The 19773-nt window shown below is 59.2% G+C and carries 15 protein-coding genes and 1 other RNA gene; 5 read left to right on the top strand and 11 right to left on the bottom strand.

Translation table 11 applies throughout. The features are described 5' to 3' along the window. Positions 1–65: 65 nt before the first annotated feature. Positions 66–1250, top strand: a complete 1185-nt coding sequence (locus tag B150_RS0110410) for a cation:proton antiporter (RefSeq protein ID WP_020399863.1) — start codon at positions 66–68, stop codon at positions 1248–1250. A gap of 88 nt (positions 1251–1338) precedes the next feature. On the opposite strand, the gene B150_RS20590 is transcribed toward B150_RS0110410, so the two are convergent. Continuing rightward, positions 1339–3822, bottom strand: a complete 2484-nt coding sequence (locus B150_RS20590; RefSeq protein WP_020399862.1) for a zinc-dependent metalloprotease — start codon at positions 3820–3822, stop codon at positions 1339–1341. Positions 3823–3897: 75 nt separating this feature from the next. After that, positions 3898–4265, bottom strand: an RNA gene (gene rnpB, locus B150_RS22420) — RNase P RNA component class A. 124 nt (positions 4266–4389) lie between these two features. Between rnpB and B150_RS0110400 the strand changes: the two genes are divergently transcribed. Beyond that, on the top strand, positions 4390–4626 hold the full coding sequence (locus tag B150_RS0110400; protein WP_020399861.1) for a hypothetical protein: 237 nt from the start codon (positions 4390–4392) through the stop codon (positions 4624–4626). Between the two features lie 66 nt (positions 4627–4692). Here B150_RS0110400 and B150_RS0110395 read toward each other — a convergent pair whose 3' ends face one another. Next, positions 4693–5403: a TetR/AcrR family transcriptional regulator gene (locus B150_RS0110395; RefSeq protein ID WP_020399860.1), complete on the bottom strand. Its 711-nt coding sequence runs from the start codon at positions 5401–5403 to the stop codon at positions 4693–4695. Between the two features lie 268 nt (positions 5404–5671). Here B150_RS0110395 and B150_RS0110390 point away from each other — a divergent pair, with 268 nt between their 5' ends. Next, positions 5672–6799: an efflux RND transporter periplasmic adaptor subunit gene (locus tag B150_RS0110390; protein WP_020399859.1), complete on the top strand. Its 1128-nt coding sequence runs from the start codon at positions 5672–5674 to the stop codon at positions 6797–6799. Positions 6800–6810: 11 nt separating this feature from the next. Next, positions 6811–9966, top strand: a complete 3156-nt coding sequence (locus B150_RS0110385) for an efflux RND transporter permease subunit (RefSeq protein WP_020399858.1) — start codon at positions 6811–6813, stop codon at positions 9964–9966. Between the two features lie 70 nt (positions 9967–10036). On the opposite strand, the gene B150_RS0110380 is transcribed toward B150_RS0110385, so the two are convergent. Genes B150_RS0110380 through B150_RS0110365 form a run of 4 tightly spaced genes read right to left on the bottom strand, consistent with a single transcriptional unit; the run spans position 10037 to position 13627 of the window. Further along, entirely contained in the window at positions 10037–11242 is a 1206-nt protein-coding gene (locus B150_RS0110380; RefSeq protein WP_020399857.1) for a hypothetical protein, read from the bottom strand. A gap of 10 nt (positions 11243–11252) precedes the next feature. Next, the gene (locus B150_RS0110375) at positions 11253–11987 is read right to left on the bottom strand and encodes a peptidoglycan recognition protein family protein (protein WP_020399856.1); all 735 of its coding nucleotides are present in this window, start codon (positions 11985–11987) and stop codon (positions 11253–11255) included. A gap of 3 nt (positions 11988–11990) precedes the next feature. Continuing rightward, the gene (locus tag B150_RS0110370; protein ID WP_020399855.1) at positions 11991–12887 is read right to left on the bottom strand and encodes a DMT family transporter; all 897 of its coding nucleotides are present in this window, start codon (positions 12885–12887) and stop codon (positions 11991–11993) included. After that, positions 12884–13627, bottom strand: coding sequence for a TerB family tellurite resistance protein (locus B150_RS0110365; protein ID WP_020399854.1), 744 nt, complete (start codon positions 13625–13627; stop codon positions 12884–12886). The genes B150_RS0110370 and B150_RS0110365 overlap by 4 nt, the downstream gene beginning before the upstream one ends. 194 nt (positions 13628–13821) lie before the next feature. Between B150_RS0110365 and B150_RS0110360 the strand changes: the two genes are divergently transcribed. Continuing rightward, positions 13822–14952 carry a beta-ketoacyl-ACP synthase III gene (locus B150_RS0110360; protein ID WP_020399853.1) on the top strand — a complete coding sequence of 377 codons (1131 nt, stop codon included), beginning with the start codon at positions 13822–13824 and terminating at the stop codon, positions 14950–14952. Positions 14953–15007: 55 nt separating this feature from the next. Here B150_RS0110360 and B150_RS0110355 read toward each other — a convergent pair whose 3' ends face one another. The 4 genes from B150_RS0110355 to B150_RS22390 all read right to left on the bottom strand — a co-directional run bounded on the left by B150_RS0110355 (position 15008) and on the right by B150_RS22390 (position 19753). Further along, on the bottom strand, positions 15008–16240 hold the full coding sequence (locus B150_RS0110355) for an ABC transporter permease (RefSeq protein ID WP_020399852.1): 1233 nt from the start codon (positions 16238–16240) through the stop codon (positions 15008–15010). After that, positions 16237–16947, bottom strand: a complete 711-nt coding sequence (locus B150_RS0110350; RefSeq protein WP_020399851.1) for an ABC transporter ATP-binding protein — start codon at positions 16945–16947, stop codon at positions 16237–16239. Before B150_RS0110350 ends, B150_RS0110355 begins: the two co-directional genes overlap by 4 nt. Continuing rightward, a complete protein-coding gene (locus B150_RS20585) occupies positions 16944–18440 on the bottom strand; it encodes an efflux RND transporter periplasmic adaptor subunit (RefSeq protein WP_020399850.1) in 1497 nt (498 codons plus the stop codon). The genes B150_RS0110350 and B150_RS20585 overlap by 4 nt, the downstream gene beginning before the upstream one ends. 95 nt (positions 18441–18535) lie before the next feature. After that, positions 18536–19753 carry a GGDEF domain-containing protein gene (locus tag B150_RS22390; protein WP_162139686.1) on the bottom strand — a complete coding sequence of 406 codons (1218 nt, stop codon included), beginning with the start codon at positions 19751–19753 and terminating at the stop codon, positions 18536–18538. Positions 19754–19773 lie beyond the last annotated feature (20 nt).

Below are 19773 nucleotides of genomic sequence, written 5' to 3'. Positions count from 1 at the left end.
GATAGCACCATGGAAATATGCTTATTTCAAGACACGCGCAGAACAGGCAGCTTTAAGGGACACATATGACCGGGTTATTGATTGTTGCCGCACTGACCATCCTTGTCACCCTCATCGCCCGGCGCCTTGGCACCACGCCCATGACAGTGCCGATGGTTTTCATCGCAGCCGGTGTAGGCCTTGCCCAAACAGGCTTGCTACCAGCGGAGGGGGCGCAGGAAGGCCTGCATTTCCTGGCAGAAATTGCCCTCGTCATCCTGCTGTTTCTGGATGCGGCCAAGGTCAACCTGCGGGAGCTTCTGGCGGAACGCACTGTGCCCCTTCGCATGCTGGTGCTCGGCCTGCCAATTGCGGTGCTGCTCGGCACCGTCGCCGCGGCGGTGTTCCTTCCCGGCTGGCCGGTTTTTGCACTCGCCCTGATGGCAGCGATCCTCGCGCCTACTGACGCCGCGCTTGGCCAACCCGTACTCACTGACGAACGTGTGCCTGAAATGGAACGGCAGACCCTCTCGGTCGAAAGTGGTCTCAATGACGGGCTGGCGCTACCCTCTGTGCTTCTGTTCGCAAGCCTCGCGGCCGCCACCGCAGACGGTGACGGCAGGAACTGGCCGCTTTTTATCGCGAGCCAGCTTGTGCTAGGCCCCTTGGTCGGCGGGCTTGTCGGCTATCTTGGCGGCAAAGTCATCCTGCTCGCTGACCAGCGCGGCCTTAGCACCGGCACGCATGAGGGTATCGCCACCATTGCCTTCGCCTGCGCGGCCTATCTCGGCGCAACCCTGATGGACGGCAACGGTTTCATCGCCGCCTTTGTCGCGGGCATTGCTTTCGGCTATGTGGTCAAACGCCAGATTTCGTTCGTTTACGAATTCACCGAAAGTGAAGGCAAGCTCCTCAGTTGGAGTGCCTTCTTCCTTCTTGGCCTAACGCTTGTGCCGGAGGCGATTGGTAAACTTGACGGTCCCATGCTTGCCCTCATCCTCACCAGCCTTTTTGTCATCCGCCCGCTCGCCATCTGGCTCTCGCTTATGGGCACGGGGTTGCCCGCCCGCACCAAGCTGTTCCTCGGCTGGTTTGGCCCGCGCGGGTTGGCGACCGCACTCTTTGCACTGCTGATTGCGGGTAAAACCGACCCTGAATACGCTGACCCCGTGCTGATGATTGCCATCAACACAGTCTGGATTAGTGCGCTTCTCCACGGGTCGACCGCAGCCCCTGCCGCCGCTTGGTATGGGCGCAAGACGGGCAAATAAGCACCGCACAAATCCCGCACACTTTGCGCACAAAAAAGGGGGCTTAGCGCCCCCTTTCGCACAGTGTTTGCCCAGACTTGTTGGGCTTTTATTCGGTACCGGTGTCGCAGTGCCAGCAAGCTTCCCCGAGCTCGCTACCGATCGGGCTTCCCGGCGGCACAGTCGCCGCAGCCGGTTCCTTCACAGCAGGCGTGCGTGCCCGCGCCATGGCATCACCGATGCGTGCAATCAAACCGCTAGCGAAATGAGCGTTGGAACGCTTCAGCTTTTCAGCCTTGGCCTTCAGACCCATTAGCGCTGCACGGGTTTCAAGCCGCACCGCTGGCGCCACATCTTCACCGAATGTCAGGCCAATAAGCCGCTCGGCATAAAGGCTTGCCACCAACTCCCTCAGGCCTTGCTGCGTGGCGTCCTCACCCTTACTGAAGTCCATCAAGCTATTGCTCGTGCGGGACAAAACAAACCCAAGCCCCGGATGTTCCGCACTCGCATCCCCTTGCGCATCAAGCCTGACAAGGCGTTCAGGCGCCAGGAGGGCATCGAAACTCAGGGCTGCCGCGCTTGAGGCCGCCTGCATCAGGTCAAACGCCGGGCGGCCAGCGCCGTCAAACGCCTCACGGCCGAACTGTGGGTCACCGTCCGAATAGCCAAGCGGCGACAGTGTCATCAGCACCTCATCCTTCACGTCCAGCGCCTCGGGCGACAGGGTTTCAAGGATCAACGACAAGGCTTTCTCCTGCCGTTCCCAAGGCACGACTGTCGGCGCGGGGCGGCCATCCCCCTCGTGACGGTAGACAAAGTCCATACCGCCAAGGCTTTTGGCTGCCGCATCAAGCTGATAGCGGTGGTAAAGGTAAAGCGGCACGATCTTGGTCTGAAGCGCGGTCAGCGCTTCGCCGTCGCGCAGGTTATCCATGCCAAAACGGTCAAGCGCGATACGGCGTACCTTCAGCGTGTTTTCAAGGCTTGCCAGCGGGTCAGACCCCGTGTCCCACACCGCGCCCCGCGCGTGGCCCGTGCTAACGCTGCGGCTGTCGGGGTCGGATACATAAAGGTGGCCGTGCGCGTCCGCCTCGCGGATCAGCTCAGCTTGCGCTTCCGCGTCTGGCTTACCGTTATAGTCACCATAGAGGAACTTCGCCGTCCATTTGTCCCACGTGCCGATACCAACGCCGTAAGCGTGGGAGAAATCAAGCGTGCCATCCTCGTTCGCGCGCACATCCGGTGCCGGATAGTCCATCACACTCGCGCGCTCATCATAGGTGCTCGCGCCCATATTGTGCGCGAAGCCAAGCGCGTGGCCAATCTCATGCGCGGAAAGCTGGCGAATACGCGCAAGCGCCAGTTCAACCGGATCATCCGCCGCGCCGGTGCCTGTCTTCTCAGCGCCCGCAAGCGCTTCAAAAATCTTGATATCCTGACGCACACGCAGGCTACCAAGCAGCACAACGCCGCGCAGCACTTCTCCTGTACGCGGGTCGGAAACCGCCGCACCGTAGGACCAGCCGCGCGTTGCGCGGTGCACCCAGTTCACCACATTGTAGCGGGCGTCAAGCGGGTGAACGCCTTCCGGCAGAACTTCCACAGTGTAACCACCCGGATAGCCGGCCGCCGCAAACGCATCAGCCCACCACATGCCGCCCTCAAGCAGCGCACCGCGGATCGGCTCCGGCGCGCCGTTGTCGATATAGAATTTAATCGGGTTCTTTACTTTCCCGTTTTCGTCCTTCTCAAGCCGGAAACGACGCGCGAGGCGCACAACCGTATCGCCCGCGAGCGGGGCGGACATATCCACGTAGGTCATGCCAATAAGCGCCGCGCGGTCGTCATAAAGGCGCGTCTGATAACCAGCATCGGGCAGTTTGATAAGCGTGGTGTGTGCGATCAATGTCACCGCTTCAGGGACCGGCGTGGTCTGGCGCACTTCGCGGCCAGGTTTGTCGGTCGCGAAGGTGACATAGGCATCGAACTCGCCGTTCTCCGGGAACATGAAGGCGGCTTTGGTATCCACCAGCGAGCGGTCTTTCACGAGCGAGAAGCTGCCCTCGCCCCGGCCTTTGAGGCGTGCGGCAACGCCAACAGCGTCACGGGTCAGGAAGGAGGAGAAATCCACCAGCAGGCGGCCTGTCTCAGCGTCCTCTTCCATAATATCGCCAGACCAGATGATCGACTGCGCGAAACTGGTCTCGACCGCGCGCCTTTCAGCCGTGCTGTCCGCCGTCGCGCGGAAGTTATGGTTCTCCACCATGGCGACAACCTTGTTGCCCATACGGCGGAAGGCGATGATCTCACCGCCCGCTGGCACGCTGCGGTCAAGCCCCACGGGGTTAGAGCCAAGGCCACCCGTGAGGTAAGCCGCGTAAATATAACGCCCGGCAATGCCGTTCTCGTCCGGCTTGTCGAGCGCAAGCAGTACGCGCGCCTTCGCGTGGTCCACATAGGTGGACACAAGGCCGTCCTTGAACTCAAGCCCTTTGGTAGCCTCCGCAAAGTCGGCGTTCGCTGCAAGGCTCAGAGCTACAGACGCCGCGCCGACCATCAGTCCGCGGGTGAAGAATTTCGTGAAAGTCATACACTGTCCCCTTTGATCTCTTTGCAGGAACATTAGCGCATGAAATACGGATTGGAAGGGAAAGCTTGAAGTTAAAGCGGCAGATGGCCTGTAAGCCGGGTTCTGTCCCTGCAAGCAGGTGATGACCATTCCTCTAGGCCCTGTGTTGCCACAGGGCTCAAGCAACCTACCACGACGGGGGCGCAGAAACCCGCCCTGCCCTTAAAGGCAACCGTCCATTTGGTTTTGCTCCCGGTGGGGTTTACCCTGCCATCCCTGTTACCAGGGACGCGGTGCGCTCTTACCGCACCCTTTCATCCTTACCATGCGTACATGGCGGTTTGCTTTCTGTGGCACTTTCCCTGAGGTCGCCCTCGCCGGCCATTAACCGGCACCGTGTTTCCGTGGAGCCCGGACTTTCCTCCCCCGCGCAATTGCGCGGCGGCGGCCATCCGGCCATCTGCCGCCAGCCTTATGGTCACGAGTGCGGCCCCGCGTCAAGGCTGTTGAAACAGCGATCAAAATGGGGCACAGTCCGGCCACGCCGTGTTTTGAGATGTGGCTAGTGTTAAAGCCCAAGGAAAAAGAATGAAAAAACTGTTCGCGATTGCCGCCCTGATGACCGCCAGCCAACTGCTGTCTGCATGCAGCATTTTTGAAAGCAAAGGCGACGAAATCATCTTTGATACGACCCTCGGCCCGGCCACCGAAAGCCAAGTAGCGAGCCTGCCGAACACCCTCAAAGGTGACAGCGACAACGCGCGCTACTCCTCGGAAGCTCTCAAGGGTGATGGTATGGAATCGCTGGACGGTACTGGCAAGTAAACGCCTAACCGCACCAACAAAAAAGCCGCCTCACCGGGCGGCTTTTTGCTTTCTGGGAGGCAGCTATCAAGCCTTATAAAGCTTGAGGAAACAGCTGACAGCGTCTTGCGTCTGCTCCTTGATCTCGGCTTCGGTGATCTCAGCCGCCATGCCAATCTCGCGCATGAAATGCAGCTTGCCCTTGAGGAGCGTGATGAGTTGGCCGCTGGCTTTCTCGATATTGTCGATCTTGAGCTCACCCTTTTCCGTCCAAGCGCGGATAAAGTCCTCAAGCTTCTCGTTCATCTCAGCCGGGCCTGCCTGCCAGAAGATCTGCGCAAGCTCGGGCCCTTTGGCGGCTGCGGCCACCAGCACCCGGTGCATGGCCACCGCCTTCTCGCTCAGGAGCAGGCGGGCATATGTTTCCGCCACCACATATAGGTCTGATTCGAGCGTATGGTCTTCCACCATCTCAAGCGCGGCGTCCGGAAAGTATTTGGCGATCGTGATGTGGATCGCTTCCGAGAAAAGCTGCTCTTTGGATGAGAAGTGGCTGTAAACGGTTTGTTTCGATACGCCTGCCCGCTTGGCAACCTCATCCATGCTGGTGCCGTCAAAGCCATTCTCAAGGAACAGGACCGACGCCGCATCGATAATCGCTGAGTTTTTCTCCTCATCACGAGGACGCCCGCGAGAGGGACGATTGTCTTCTTCCATGTGCGATGCGGTATGCGCAGTCTGGCTTGATGTCACGGCTTGGCCTTTCCGTTCCCTGGATACTTTTGTGGCGCCTTCCATAACCGCTTCCGCAGGAAACTGCAAACACGGCGTCAGGCTTTTAGCTATTTTTTAGACTTATGGGTCTACAAATACTGTATCGCCATGACCATATGCAAGTGTTCAAATGCCCCTATGGCGATTTTACGTTACGGAAATAGGCAAAATAATTTCTGGACTAGACAGTCCAGTTTCCTATATAAGCGGCAAGACAACGATAATGAAAGTCAGCGGCCGCCAAGGTAACCGGGCCATGACACACTGCCACGACAGACCGTAGGGAACGCTCATGAGCACCAACAAGAAACTCGTCAAAGCCGCTGCGATTGCCGCTGCCGCCGGCATTTTCGCCACCGTCTTCGCGCTGAGGCTGCCTGCCGACAGCACCGAGACAAGTGGCCTGAGCCGCGCGCTACCCGTGCGCACTGCTACCGTGAAAATCGAAAACGGCTATCACGCGCGCCGCACCTTCACAGGCCGCGCCGTACCGGGCCGGGTCTCATCGATGGCGTTTGAGCTTGGCGGGACGGTATCCGAGATTAAGGTAGACCTCGGCTCCCACGTGAAAGCCGGGGATGTGCTGGCGGAACTGGATACTGCGCGCCTCAAGGCGCAGCGTGCCCAGCTGATGGCAGAAAAAGACGAAGTGGCAGCGTCGCTTGACCTTGCGGAACGTACGCTCAAGCGGGCGCAGGAAACTTTCCAGAACGGCCATACATCAGCCCAGCGGCTTGATGAAGCGGAAGCCAATGCCATCAGCCTGCGGGCACGCGCCAAACGCCTCGAGGCTGGTATTGCGGCCCTTGATGTCGATGTCGCGAAATCAGAGATGCGCGCGCCATTTGACGGCGTGATTACCGCGCGTCTTGTGGACGAAGGTGTTGTTGTGGGCGCAGGCGCGCGCCTCCTTGAGCTATCAGAAGACAGCCGCATGGAAGCTCATATTGGCATGCCGCCTGAATATGCGTTGGCTGTTGAAGACGGTGCGAAGGTCGAACTGCGTGGCGGCCGCCGCCAGCAGATTGACGGTGCCACTGTGCGCGCCGTGGTGCCTACGATCGAGGGCCAGACCCGTACCATGATGGTGACCTTTGACCTGCCCGAAGCGCAGGCCAGCCGCGGCGAACTGATCACCGCTGTGGTGAACGACTGGCAGGAAACTACGGGTACATGGCTACCGATCCGCGCCCTGTCGTCTGACGTGCGCGGGCTGTGGCGCGTTTACAAGGTTGAGGACGGCGGCGACGGCCCGCATGTGCGGTTCGAGAATGTGCAGGTCCTTTATACCGACACCAACCGCGTGTTTGTAAGCGGCACCATCTCTGACGGTGACCTGATCATCGCGGACGGCGTTGAACGCCTCGCACCCGGCCAGCGCGTGACCGTGCTGGCTGACAATCCCGCCCCACGCGGTTAAGGAGCGCGCAGATGCAAGGTTCGCTTTATAACCACCCGCGGGTCGTGTGGCTTATCCTTCTTCTCATCGTTATTGCCGGTTTCAACAGCTTCTACACCATGCCGAAGCTTGAAGATCCGCACATGGAAAGCCGCATTGTGCAGGTGACCACCCTTTACCCCGGCGCTGATGCCGAACGGGTTGAGGCGGAGATTACCGAAAAACTTGAGCGCAAGATGCGCGAAGTGCCGGAAGTAAAGACGCTGAGGAGTGTATCGAACCCCGGGGTATCACTGATCACGGTGGAACTTGAAGACAGGGTTGATGACGCCAAGCCCATTACCGCCCGCCTTCGCGACAAAGTGGCGGAGGTGACCGACCTGCCAGCAGGCTCCACCGCGCCAGATTTTTCCGACACGCGCATCTACGCGCACTCTGCCATCTTCTCCCTGACATGGCATGCGGATAGCCCCATCAACTATGCCATCCTAGGCCGCCACGCGCGGGAGATTGAAAGCCGTATCCGTAATATGTCCGGCACGGACTTTGTTGACGTTGTCGGCCTGCCGGAAGAGGAAATCCGCATTACTGTGGATGACGCTGAACTGGCCGCCTACGGCATGACCATGTCGGACGTAGCGTCGCGCATTCGCGGCTCGGACGCGCGCGGTGCGGCTGGTGTGGTCTCGGACGGTGAAAACCGCATGGTAGTGCAGGTTTCCGGCGCGCTTGATAGCCTTGCCCGCATTCGCCGCATTCCGCTGGGGCTCGACGAAAACGGTGCCAGCCTGCGTGTGGGAGATGTGGCAAAGGTAGAGCGCGGCTTTGAAAACCCGCCGGGCCAGCTTGCCTACCTTGGCGGACATTATGGTGTCGCCATTGCCGCGCGCATGTTCGAGGATAACCGCATTGACCAGTGGTCCGAACAGCTTGGTCGCCTGATGACGGAGATGCAGGCAACCCTGCCCTCCTCCCTCAAGCTTGAGCGTATTTTCGACCAGCGCGATTATGCCGACGAGCGCCTACACGGCCTGATGGGCAACCTGGCGGAAGGGGCGCTTGTGGTGCTTGTTGTGCTGCTTGTCTCCCTCGGTTGGCGGGCGTCGCTTGTGTCGGCGTCCATCCTGCCGCTCACCATCCTCGCATCGCTTGCGATCACCGACATGATGGGCCTGCGTATTGAGCAGGTGCTGGTAACCGGGCTGATCGTGGCGCTTGGCATCATGGTCGACAACGCCATTGTAATCACGGACGAGATCCAGCATTTGCGCCTCAAAGGCGTTCGCCGCTCTGTCGCGGTTGCCATGACCGTGCGCAAGCTTTGGCTGCCGCTGATGGGCTCTACCCTCACCACCATTATCGCCTTCATGCCGCTTGTGCTGATGCCCGGCAACGCGGGCGACTTCCTTGTGGGTGTGCCTGCCGCTGTTATCTCATCGCTCATCGCGTCTTATGTCATTGCCTTCACCATCATCTCCGCCGTGGCGGGCCGTGTGGTTGAAGGTCGTGACCCGAACGCGAGCGAGAGCGAAAAACAGGAACGTGTCTGGTGGCGGGACGGCGCGAGCGCAAAGTGGCTCGCCGGGCCGTTCAAGCGCAGCCTGCAGTGGTCGGTCAAATATCCGGTGCGTTCGATGATTGTTGCAACCGCCATCCCGGTTATGGGTTTTGTGCTGGCGGGCCAACTGACAGAACAGTTTTTCCCGACCAGCGACCGCAACCAATTCCGCATTGAAATTTACATGCCGGGCCAGACCGCGATTGAAGAAACCCAAAAGGCGGTTGAAGCGGTGCAGAAGCGGCTGGCCACAGACGATAGCGTGCAAAGCTCTCACTGGTTTATCGGCGTGCGCCCGGCCAAATTCTATTACGCGATGGTCGCGCAGACAGACGGTCTCGTGAATGCCGGTGTTGGCGTGGTGACGGTGGACCATTTTGAACTGATCCCCGACATGATCCCGCGCCTACAGGATGAACTGACGGAAATGATCCCCGAAGCCATCGTGCTTGTGCGCGAATTTGGCACCGGCCCACCTATTTCCGCCCCCATTGAGGTGCGTGTGCTCGGCCCGGACCTTGCCACGCTTGAGCGCATCGGCGACGATATCCGCGAAATCCTGAGCAAACTGCCCAACGTGACCATCACACGCTCGAGCCTCAAGGCAGGCCGCCCGATGGTCACCGTGGAAGCGCGTGAGGATGACGTGTCGGTCACCGGCATGACACTCAGCCAGGTCGAGAGCCAGCTTCAGGCGCTGACAACCGGTATCACCGCCACCTTCGTGATTGAAGAAACCCAGCAGGTGCCCGTGCGTGTGATTGCGGACCGTGCCAGCTGGCAGGATATCAACTCCATCGCAAACATGAGCCTGATTGGCACCAACACGCGCCTCGAAGAAGACCGTTCCTTCGCCGATGTGCCGGTGTCCGCTGTGGCCGACGTGAAGCTTTCCACCAAAGTGGGCACCATTGAGCACTACAATAGCGTGCGCATGAACAAGGTCATGGCTTACCTTGAGTTTGACGTGCTGCCCGAAGTGGCGTTCCAGGCGATGAACAGGGAGCTTGAGAAGGCCGACCTGCAAATCCCGCCCGGCTACAAAGTTGAGTTCGGCGGCGAAAGCGAGGAACGCAACGAGGCTGTGGGCCAATTGTTTGGTACCGCTGGCCTTCTGATGGTGATGATGCTGCTTGCCATCGTGCTCACCTTCAACAGCTTCCGCATGGCGTTCGTGACCTTCGCAGCCGCCGTGCAGGCAGCAGGGCTTGGCCTCTTCTCGCTGTGGTTCTTTGGCTACCCGCTCAGCTTTGTGGTGATCTTCGGCTTGATGGGCCTTGTGGGCCTTGCCATTAACGCAGCTATTGTCATCCTGTCGGAGCTTCGCGGCATGCCGGAAGCGCGTGCCGGTGACCCTGACGCCGTGGTTGAAGGCGTGATGAAAACCGGGCGGCATATCCTCTCGACCACCATCACCACGGTGGGGGGCTTCATGCCGCTTATCCTCGCCGGTGGTCAGTTCTGGCCGCCCTTCGCTGTCGCCATCGCGGGTGGTGCCTTCCTCTCCATGGTGGTGAGCTTCTACTACGCGCCGGCAGCCTTCCTGTGGATCACGCGGCGCAGGCCCGTGACTGCGCCAGGCGAAGGCAGCGCGCACGCCGCCAAGGAAGCATCCGCCCACAATTCCTGATGCAGGCAAGACAAATAAAAAGAGCCGGGAAAACCCGGCTCTCTTTGTATTCTGATTATAGCCGAATGCCCTAGTTCAGGAGCGGCGCCATACGCGCCAGTGCCAGCGCCTGATTGTCATCATCTTCCATCGCGCGCACAATGTTTGCCGCGAGATCGAGGTTGGCGTTCTTCAGCGCACCGTTCAGAAGTTTGAGGCGGATAACATCACGCTCATACGCGTCTTCCACATCTTCCACTTCGTCCAGCACTTCTGTCATCTTGGCAGTGACAAGGTCACCAGCGCCATTTGCGCGCAAGGAGGCAAGGTAGCCCGCTTTCGCGTCTACATCGTCAAAATATTCGGTGCGGGCGATGGCGCTATCAAGGTTGCCTAGGGCTGCCTCAACCGGGCCGACCTTGCGGGCAAAGTCCGGCAGCAGCGCGCCGTCACGCAGGCGTTCGCCGTGCAGCACGGCAAGGTCATAGCTTGCGCGGACAAGCGCTTCATCCATGCCTGCGTCATACATGGCGCGGGCACGAAGCGCGGTAGCTTCTGCGCGGGCTGCGATACCCACAACACCCGGGAACAGTTCATCCGCTTCAGCAAGGTAAGCGTCCCGCAGCTCCGCATTGCCTTTGCGGTCCGCGATGACCGCGAGGTTGATGATACCGCGGTAGCGCTGGTCCGTACGGTCAAGCGCGCGGATATCAGCGTCCAGATCCTGAACATTCACTGTCGTGAGCGCGGCTTCGGGCGCGCGGGCCAGAAGGGTCAATTCGCGCCAGAAAGCCCGGCTGCGATTTTGCATCTTGCCAAGTGCGACGCGCGCATCGGCCAGCTCACCATTACCAATGGCTTCCTCAGCTACTTCGGCGAGCACCGTGTCCTTGATGCCTTCGTTTTGCAGTTCATCCGTCAGCGCCAGCGCGCCCGACATATCGCCCGCGCGTGCAAGCAATGGCACAATCTCTTTGATCTTTTCCTGCGTCACGAAGGAGATGTTCACTGTGCGCGCTTCATCCAGCGCCAGCATCAGGGTCTGAACCGCCTGTTCCTTCTGCCCGGTCTCAATCATTGAGGAGGCTACACCAACCAGCACTTTCGCGCGCTCAACACCAAACTCTTCTTCAATCACTGTTTGAAGGGCTGATGTGAATGCGCAGTCGCGCGTGGGTGCCTGAAGACATGCCAGCGTCTGGCCGTTGGGTTTATGGTCTGTCGTGAAAGGGTTTTCCTGGGCGAATACTGGCGTTGCCATGATACCCATCATCGTGGAAAGGAGCAGTGTTTTCATTTTTTATCCCCTATTGGCCTGATTGGCCCGCGATATCTTCCAGAACGGCGGCGGTGCCGATGTCGATTTGGCCAGTTACAGCCTCGGGCCGCCAATGCGCCTGGAAAGCGCGAACTGCAAACTCTGTTGTGGCGCCGAAGGACTGAGTGTCACCTATATGGTAGCCAACGATGCCTAATTGTTTGTTAAACTTCATGACATTGGCATTTTTTTGACCACGTTCAGCGATCACAGTTTTGTCATGTCCGGCCAAGGTAGACCACAGGCCGTAGCCCTTCGCTGCAAGCTGGGCCCACGGGAACAACTCGCCAGGATCTATCTTGCGGTCAGGTGCGATGTCGCTATGGCCGATGTACGCATCTCTTTTGATGTCGTGACGCGCGGCAATGCCGTCAAGAAGCGCTAACAGGGATGTGATCTGTGCGCGCGGGAAAGCGCGGTAGCCAAACTCGTGGCCGGGATTAACCAGCTCAATACCGATAGAATTATGGTTCAGGTTCTCCCGTCCGCGCCAGAATGAGACACCGGCATGCCACGCACGCTTGGCTTCATCCACCAGCGCAAAGATGCGGCCGTCTTCTTCAATCAGATAGTGTGCGGAAACTTCTGCTGCCGGGTCAACAAGGCGGTTGAGCGCCGCAGCGCCCGTTTCCATGCCGGTATAATGGATAATGACCGTATCCGGTTTCACGCCCGCAGGACGCTCATTCCAGTTCGGTGATGGGTAACGGATGAGATCAGCCATGAGCTAAACCGCCGCCCGGTCCTTCGCGACCTCAGCGACGCGCTGCGAGCGCATGTTGTTGCGCAGGGTCACCACCAACACACCGATGAGGGTCAGCACACCGCCAAGCGCCATGCGCCATGTGAATTCTTCGCTCATGATCACCACACCGGCGATCACCGCCACCACAGGGGTGAGGAGGAAATACGGCGACACGACTGATACTTCATATTTACGCAGCAGATGGTTCGCGGTGCTGTGCCCGATAACGGAGGAGCCAATGCCGCTATAAAGCACTGCAAGCCAAGCGTTGGTGCTCGCGGTTTTCACCATTTCCACCTGCCCGCTTTCAAAGGTGAAGGAGAGAAGGAGCGAACCTAGAACGCCCGCAACACCAACCCACGCCTGTGTTGTAACGGCGCGCACATCCTTCAGGCGCCGCATCAGGATCGCCGCGATGGAATACATCAGCGCGCCCACGGTCATCACAAGAAGGCCTTCCCAATATTCAAACACCGTGGGGTCAAGCCCGAGCGCAAGCACACCCGCGAAACTGAGCGCAATGCCCGCCGCCCGCTTCCAGCCCACGGTTTCGCGCAGCACGATGATGGCAAGGAGCGTCGAGAACGGCACATTAAGCTGGGAAGCAATCGCCACCGAGCCTACCCCGTCCGACAGGTATAACGCCCAGAAAACGCAGCTGAAGTGCAGCACACCAAGGGTTACCGCCGCAATCGCCAGGTCTTTCATACGCCCCGGCACAATACGCAGGAACGGCAGCAGCACGATCACCACGGCTGCAAAACGAATGGCATTGGCCATCAGAGGTGAGAAACCTTCCACCGCCCATTTCACGGCAAGGAAGTTGAGGCCCCAGACGATATTGATCATCACCACGAGGAAGATATCGAAGACTTTCAACCCTGTTTCCTCTCGCGGTCAGCCATGACCTGGTCATAGGCTGCGTTAATCTCTGCAGCGCGGCGCGTTGCCACCGCGATAAAATCGTTCGGTACACCGGCCGCGATCAGCCGGTCGGGGTGGTTCTCCCGCACCAGCTTGCGGTAGTGGACTTTAAGGTCCTCATTGCTGATGGACGGCTTCACGCCAAGCACACCATAAGGGCAGCTTGGGTCAGCGCCAATGTGCCGGTGTACAAGCTCAGCGATTTCGTCCTTCGAGAAACCAAAGATATGGGCGACCGCACGAATATAATTCAGCTCGTTTGGGTGCACCTCGCCGTCTGACTTGGCGATGAAAAACAGCGCTTCCAGAAGGTCATGCAGTACCGCGCGGTTGCCACGCATCAGGTCCGCAATCTGCTTCGCGTAGGCATCAAACCCGGCGGTATGCTGGCGCGCCATGTCAAACACACGGCCCACATTGTGCATTTCCTCAGGTGGCACACGGAACACCTGCTTGAAGGCGTCCACTTCCTCGCGTGTTACCCTGCCGTCCGCCTTGGCCATTTTAGCCGCAAGCGCAATCACACCAATGGTGAAGGTCACATTCCGGGTCGCATCATTGCCGCCATTCGCGCGCACCGTGGCTTCAACACCCGCGTCGACGGCTGCACCGGCCACAATACCGATAAGAGCGCCAATAGGCCCGCCAATGGCGAGCCCCGCTGTTCCACCGATAATTTTTCCCCAGATCGACATATCTGAGAGGTAGCACAGCGAATTAAGCCATCCTACAGAAAACTAAGCCATTTTTTGCATGGCAGATATTCCGCACACGAAGGGCAATCATAGGTTGGCGCGCACGGAAAAAGGCAGTATATCTGGGCGCCCTTGTAACAGCGCTGTCACAAAAAGCGCTGACTGTTATTTGCTGAATTGAGGAAAACCAAGGCATGGTCGATGTAGTCATTTCTGGCACGGGTCTTTATGTTCCGCCCCACCGGATCACCAACGAAGAACTCGTGAAAACCTTCAACGAATACGTTGACCAGTTTAATGCCCACCACAAGGCTGACATTGACGCTGGCCTCGTGGCGCCCAAGCAGCACTCAAGCGCAGAATTCATTGAAAAAGCATCGGGCATCAAAGCGCGCCACATGGTGGACGTTGAAGGTGTGATGGACCTCGACCGCATGATGTCCAAAATGCCGGAAGGCGGGCACGGCGACGATGAGCGCCCCTGCTTCCAGGCTCATATGGCGCTTGAAGCCGCCAAGGACGCGCTCGCGCAAGCTGATGTGAAAGCGGAAGAGATCGACCAGATCATCTGCTCCGCCGCTGTACTGCAGCGCTATTTCCCGGCTATCGGTATTGAAGTACAGCACCACCTTGGTACCAAGGGTTCCGCCCTTGATATGGTGATGGGCTGCTCATCCGCGACCTATGGCCTCATTGCCGCCGTGAATGCCATCAAGTCTGGCACCGCAGACCGCATCCTGATGATCAACCCGGAGATTTTCTCCACCATGGTCAACTTCCGTGACCGCGACAGCCACTTCATTTTTGGCGATATCGCGACCGCAGTGGTGCTGGAACGCGCTGACCTCGCCCGGGGCAAGGACCAGTGGAAAGTGAACGGCACCAAGGCCGCAACCCAGTTCTCGAGCAATATCCGCTCACACTATGGCCCGATGACCCGCCTTGACGATGACAGCCTGTTGCGCCGCGACATGTTCTTCATGCAGGAAGGCCGCAAGGTATTCAAGGAACTGCTGCCGCTGGTGACCGAGTTTATCTCAAGCCAGATTGAGGACGCTGGCCTCAAGGTTGAGGACCTCAGCCGCATGTGGCTGCACCAAGCCAACATCAACATGAACATGTATGCCGCGAAGAAACTTCTGGGCCGTGAGCCGGAAGCGAATGAGGCACCGACCGTGCTTGACGAATACGGCAACACCGCAGGCGCAGGTTCCGTGGTTGCCTTCCACAAACACCGCGGTGACCTGAAGGCCGGCGACAAGGGCATCATCTGCTCCTTCGGCGCAGGTTATTCGATCGGCAGCCTGATGGTTGAAAAGCTCTAGAGAGAGCAACGATATTCAAGTGAAAAGGCGCACCCACCGGGATGCGCCTTTTTCTTTATTCGTATCTGAGCGCATCGATAGGATTGAGCTTTGACGCCCGTCGTGCCGGGTAAAAGCCGAAAAACAGGCCCACTGTCGCTGAGCCAAAGAGCGCGAGGATGACATAAACGGGGTCCATCACCACCGGCCACTCGGCATAGTGCGCCACAAGGCCTGAACACAGCGCGCCCACAGCCAAACCCACAAGCCCACCCACAAGGCAAAGCGTGATCGCTTCAACAAGGAACTGCACAAGGATATCCCGCCCGCGTGCGCCCACAGCCATACGCAGGCCAATCTCCCGCGTGCGTTCGGTCACCGACACCAGCATGATATTCATGATGCCGATACCACCCACCACAAGGGAGATAGCGGCAGACGTCGCCAGCAGCATGCCCATGGTGTTCTGCGTCGCTGTGCGTGCCTGAATGAATTCAGACATATTGCGCACGTCAAAGTCAGCCTGGTCGCCGGGGCGAATGTTGCGCCGTTCCATCAGCACCGCTTCCACCTCTTCCTGCACCCGTGCCATAGAAGCACCGTCACGCACCGAGATGAACATCATCTGCACCGGTTCCGCGACCGAGCCTTCACGGCCTGCGAGCCGCGTGCGCGCGGTTGAAATGGGCACAAGAATGGTATCGTCCTGATCGCGGCCCATGCCGCTTTGACCCTTTTCTTCAAGTACGCCAATCACTTCAAACGGGACGTTCTTGATGCGGATACGTTCCCCAATCGGTGACTGGCCGCCAAAAAGTTCGGTCGCGATGGTCTTGCCGATCACGGCCACCTTGGCCTTGCGGCGAATGTCTTCGTCCGTCAGCCGTGAGCCTTCAGCAACATCCCACGCACGGGCAACATGATAGTCCGCATGCACTCCCTGCACGCCGGTCTGCCAGTTTTTATTGCCATAGACAATCGCGCCCGAGCCATTCACCACGCCCGAAATAGCAGCAATATCAGCGACACGGTTCCTGAGCGCGGTGACATCCTTTTCCTCGAACGACTGGCTGGTGCCTGCGCCCGACTGCCGCCCACCCATCCCGCTGGAGCCGGGCCGTGCGATCAGGAGGTTGGTGCCTAGGCTTGAGATAAACTGTTCCACCCGCTGCGATGCACCGGTGGAAATGGACGCCATGGTGATCACGGCGGCGACACCAATAATGATGCCCAGCATGGCTAGCGTGGTGCGAAGCGCGTTCAGGCGAAGCGCTTCAAGTGCCACGATGATGGTTGCAAACAAGGTCATTGTGCTGCCCTTTCGCTCTGGCGCACATCGTCTATGATACGACCGTCCTTGAAGTGCAGGCAGCGCGAGGCATAGGCCGCCACATCTGCGTCGTGCGTGACCATCACAATGGTCATGCCCTCAGCATTCAGACGCTGAAAAAGTTTGAGCACTTCAACCGTGGTCACACTATCGAGGGCACCTGTTGGCTCGTCGGCAAAAATAAGCTTGGGGTTGGTCACCAGCGCGCGGGCAATGGCCACGCGCTGTTGCTGCCCACCCGAAAGTTCATTTGGGTGGTGATCCATGCGCTGATAAAGGTCCACCGCCGTCAGTGCGCGCTCGCAAAGCGCGACTGCGTCCGGGCCGCTGATGCCCGCATACCTGAGCGGCAGCATCACATTGGCAATCGCACTGGTGCGCGGCAGCAGGTTGAACTGCTGGAACACAAAGCCGATCACCTCGTTCCTGAGGTCCGCAAGGTCGTCACGGCTCATCCCCGCAAGGTCACGGCCATCGAGTTTCACGCTACCGCCTGAAGGCTGGTCAAGTGCGCCGCAGATGTTCATAAAGGTGGACTTGCCAGAGCCTGACGGCCCCATGACCGCCACAAATTCGCCGGGCATGATGGTTACGTCCACACCGTCGAGCGCTTTCACCACCTGGCTACCCTGATAATAGTGGCGGTACAGGCCCCTGGCTTCAATAACGGGGATTATCTCGCTCATCCGCGCGGCCTTTCCTCACGCACCACCACTTTGGCACCCGCATCAAGGCCCCGGATCACTTCGGTATGGTCGTCGTCCGACAGGCCGAGGAACACATCGACCAGGTCAAGCTTGCTATCTGCTCCAAGCACCCATAGCTTGACCCGACGCACATTTGCGCGGGCCGATTTGCCGGCCTCGTATTTCGCCCACTGTTCATCGGTCAGGATATCTTTCATCACCTTGTCGAGCGCGGCTTCCATGCGCTGGCGCGCCTGCAGGCGGTCATTGGTGCCGTTGGCTGGCGGCGGGCCCATGCCGATACCACCACCACTTTGGCGGCCCGCCATGGCCTGTTCGCGCATTTTGCTAAACTCGGCCTGCAGCGCCTCGGCCTGTGCGTCCGTCAGTTCAAGCTCCGCCTTGAAACGCTCTATAAACTGGTTATTGCGGCCACTGACCACGCGGGGTGGTTCGTTCAGGATTTCCGCAGGAATAACAGACGGCTTGAAGCGCAGCGCCTCGTTGGCGACACGCAGCACGTCATGCTTTTCGCCGGTGAAAATTTCCACGTTCGCGGTCATGCCCGGCAGCAGCACCTTACCCGGGTTACGGGCGGAGATGACCACCGTGTAGGTCACCACATTGGCTTCCTCCACGGGCGCGAGGCGTATCTGTTTGACCGTGCCGTCAAACGTGCGGTCCGGGAAGGCATCAACACTGAAGGACACGCGGTAGCCTGACTGCACGCTGCCGATGTCAGCCTCGTCCACATCCGCTTCCACCTGAATTTCAGAGAGGTCCTGCGCCAGCTGGAACAAAACCGGCGCCTGCAGGCTGGCCGCCACTGTCTGGCCCACGTCCACACTGCGGGCAATCACCGTGCCCTTGATGGGGGAGCGGATTTCGGTGCGGTCGAGGTCAATTTTGGCCTGGTCGAGCGCGGCTTCGCGCTGCACGACTGTGGCTTTGGCGTTTTCAAGCTGTGCCTGTGTGCTGACAATATCCGCCTGCGCACTGGCGTAGGCCGTTTCCGCACTATCAAGCGCGCTGACGGACACATTGCCGCGTTTTTCAAGGTCTTTCTGGCGCGCGAGGGTGCGTTCCGCCTCGCGGAGCTGCGCTTTGGCGCGCATGATGGCGGCTTCCTGAATGGTCACATTGGCGCGTGCCACTGCAAGCTCGGCTTCTGTCTGCTTCACCCGGGTCGCAAAGGTTTGCGGATCGATGCGGGCGAGAAGCTGGTTCTCCTCCACTTCGTCATTATAGTCCGCGTACATTTCAGCAACCTGCCCCGAAAGCTGGGAGCCGATGTCGACCGTGATCAGCGGACGCACGGAACCGCTTGCGGTCACGCTGCGGCTGATGGAACCGGTGTCGACCGGTTTGGTGACAAAGCTGCCAACGGCGGCTTCGCTGCCACCGTCATCGCTGGTGAAGTACCATATGCCAGCGACCCAAATAAGCGCGGCAACGGCGAACTTGATAAACCGGTTTCCTGACTGACGTTTCATTATGCTCTCTCAACGGGATATGCTTTGAAAGTAGTACGCACACGACAAGGCACACCCTCCGCAAGAGGGCGCAAAAACTTTGATATTAGAGCGTGTTATTCAGCCGGAGGTACCGGCGGCATGCTGCCCGCCTCGGCGATCTGGCCTGCGCCCTGCCGCTGCGCCGCTTTCATGGCCTTATAGGCCGCGTCCAGCATGCCGTCTGTCACCAAATCATCCCCGCGTGCGGTCATCACACCCATGCTAAGGGTCAGTGACACCTCACGGTCATTCACAAGGAAAGGTGTGTCGCACACCGACGACCGCACCCGGTCAGCCACAAGGGCCGCGCCCTCCTCCGAAGTACCGGGCAGCAGCAGCACAAATTCCTCGCCTCCAAACCGGCAGAACACATCCTGCGCGCGGCGGCCGCCCATCACCCGCTCGCCAAACTGGCTCAGCACCATATCTCCCACAAGGTGGCCGTGGCGCAGGTTGATACGTTTGAAACGGTCGATATCAATCATGATCAGCGACACTGGCTCCGATAGCCGGCGCGAGCGTGCGACGACGGTCTTGATCACGGTCATGAAGGCCCGGCGGCTAAGCGCCTGTGTGAGCGGGTCCATCATCGCCTGTATCTTCAGCTCATTCTGCAGCCGCTCCGCTGTCATGATGATAACAGTGAGCGCGAGCATGAGCACAAAGATCATTGATTCGACCTGTGTCCAGACCGCAAGGTTGAGGCTGTCGAAATGCATCACGGTTTCAGGCAGTTGCCGCCACTCGTAGGAGCGGTAGACATGGAACAGGCAGTGGCCGAGGAAAATCATCGCCGCGATGGCGGCACCGACGGAGGTACGTTTGACGATGCCCCGGTAGAAAGCGCGCCTTCCGCCAAGGGCTTTCACCAGCGTCACGACCGTGCCGAATGAGAAAATGGCGACAAACGCCGAGAGCAGCGCACCGCGTGCTGCCCCGTTATAACCCCCGACCACATGACTTGAGAGCGTGATGCCCGCCGCGAGCATCAGCGCAAAGGCCACATAGGTCAGCGCTTTTGAGCGCACGGACCAGAATGTCGCGATGGAAAGCCAAACCACCATATGACTAAAGAGGATCAGAAGATCGCCGAGCAGCATGGTGACCATCGTCGGCCCGGTGGGTGTTGGAATAAGGAGATAGCTGCCAAAGCTTGCGGCAATGACGCCAAAAGCCGCCCCGCGCAAGCCCATGGTACCAAGGTTGGCAAGCCAATGCGCCGTCAGCGCAAGCGATGCCAGAATGAGCAACAAGGTCGTTGCCGCAATCAGGGTTGGAACGTCCAACGTCAATGAGCTCCCCCGCTCGTGAT

It is taken from the genome of Kordiimonas gwangyangensis DSM 19435 = JCM 12864 (genome assembly GCF_000375545.1).
GTDB lineage: Bacteria > Pseudomonadota > Alphaproteobacteria > Sphingomonadales > Kordiimonadaceae > Kordiimonas > Kordiimonas gwangyangensis.
The sequence above is the reverse complement of the archived record's forward strand: the minus strand, read 5'-3'. Positions and strand labels throughout refer to the sequence as shown.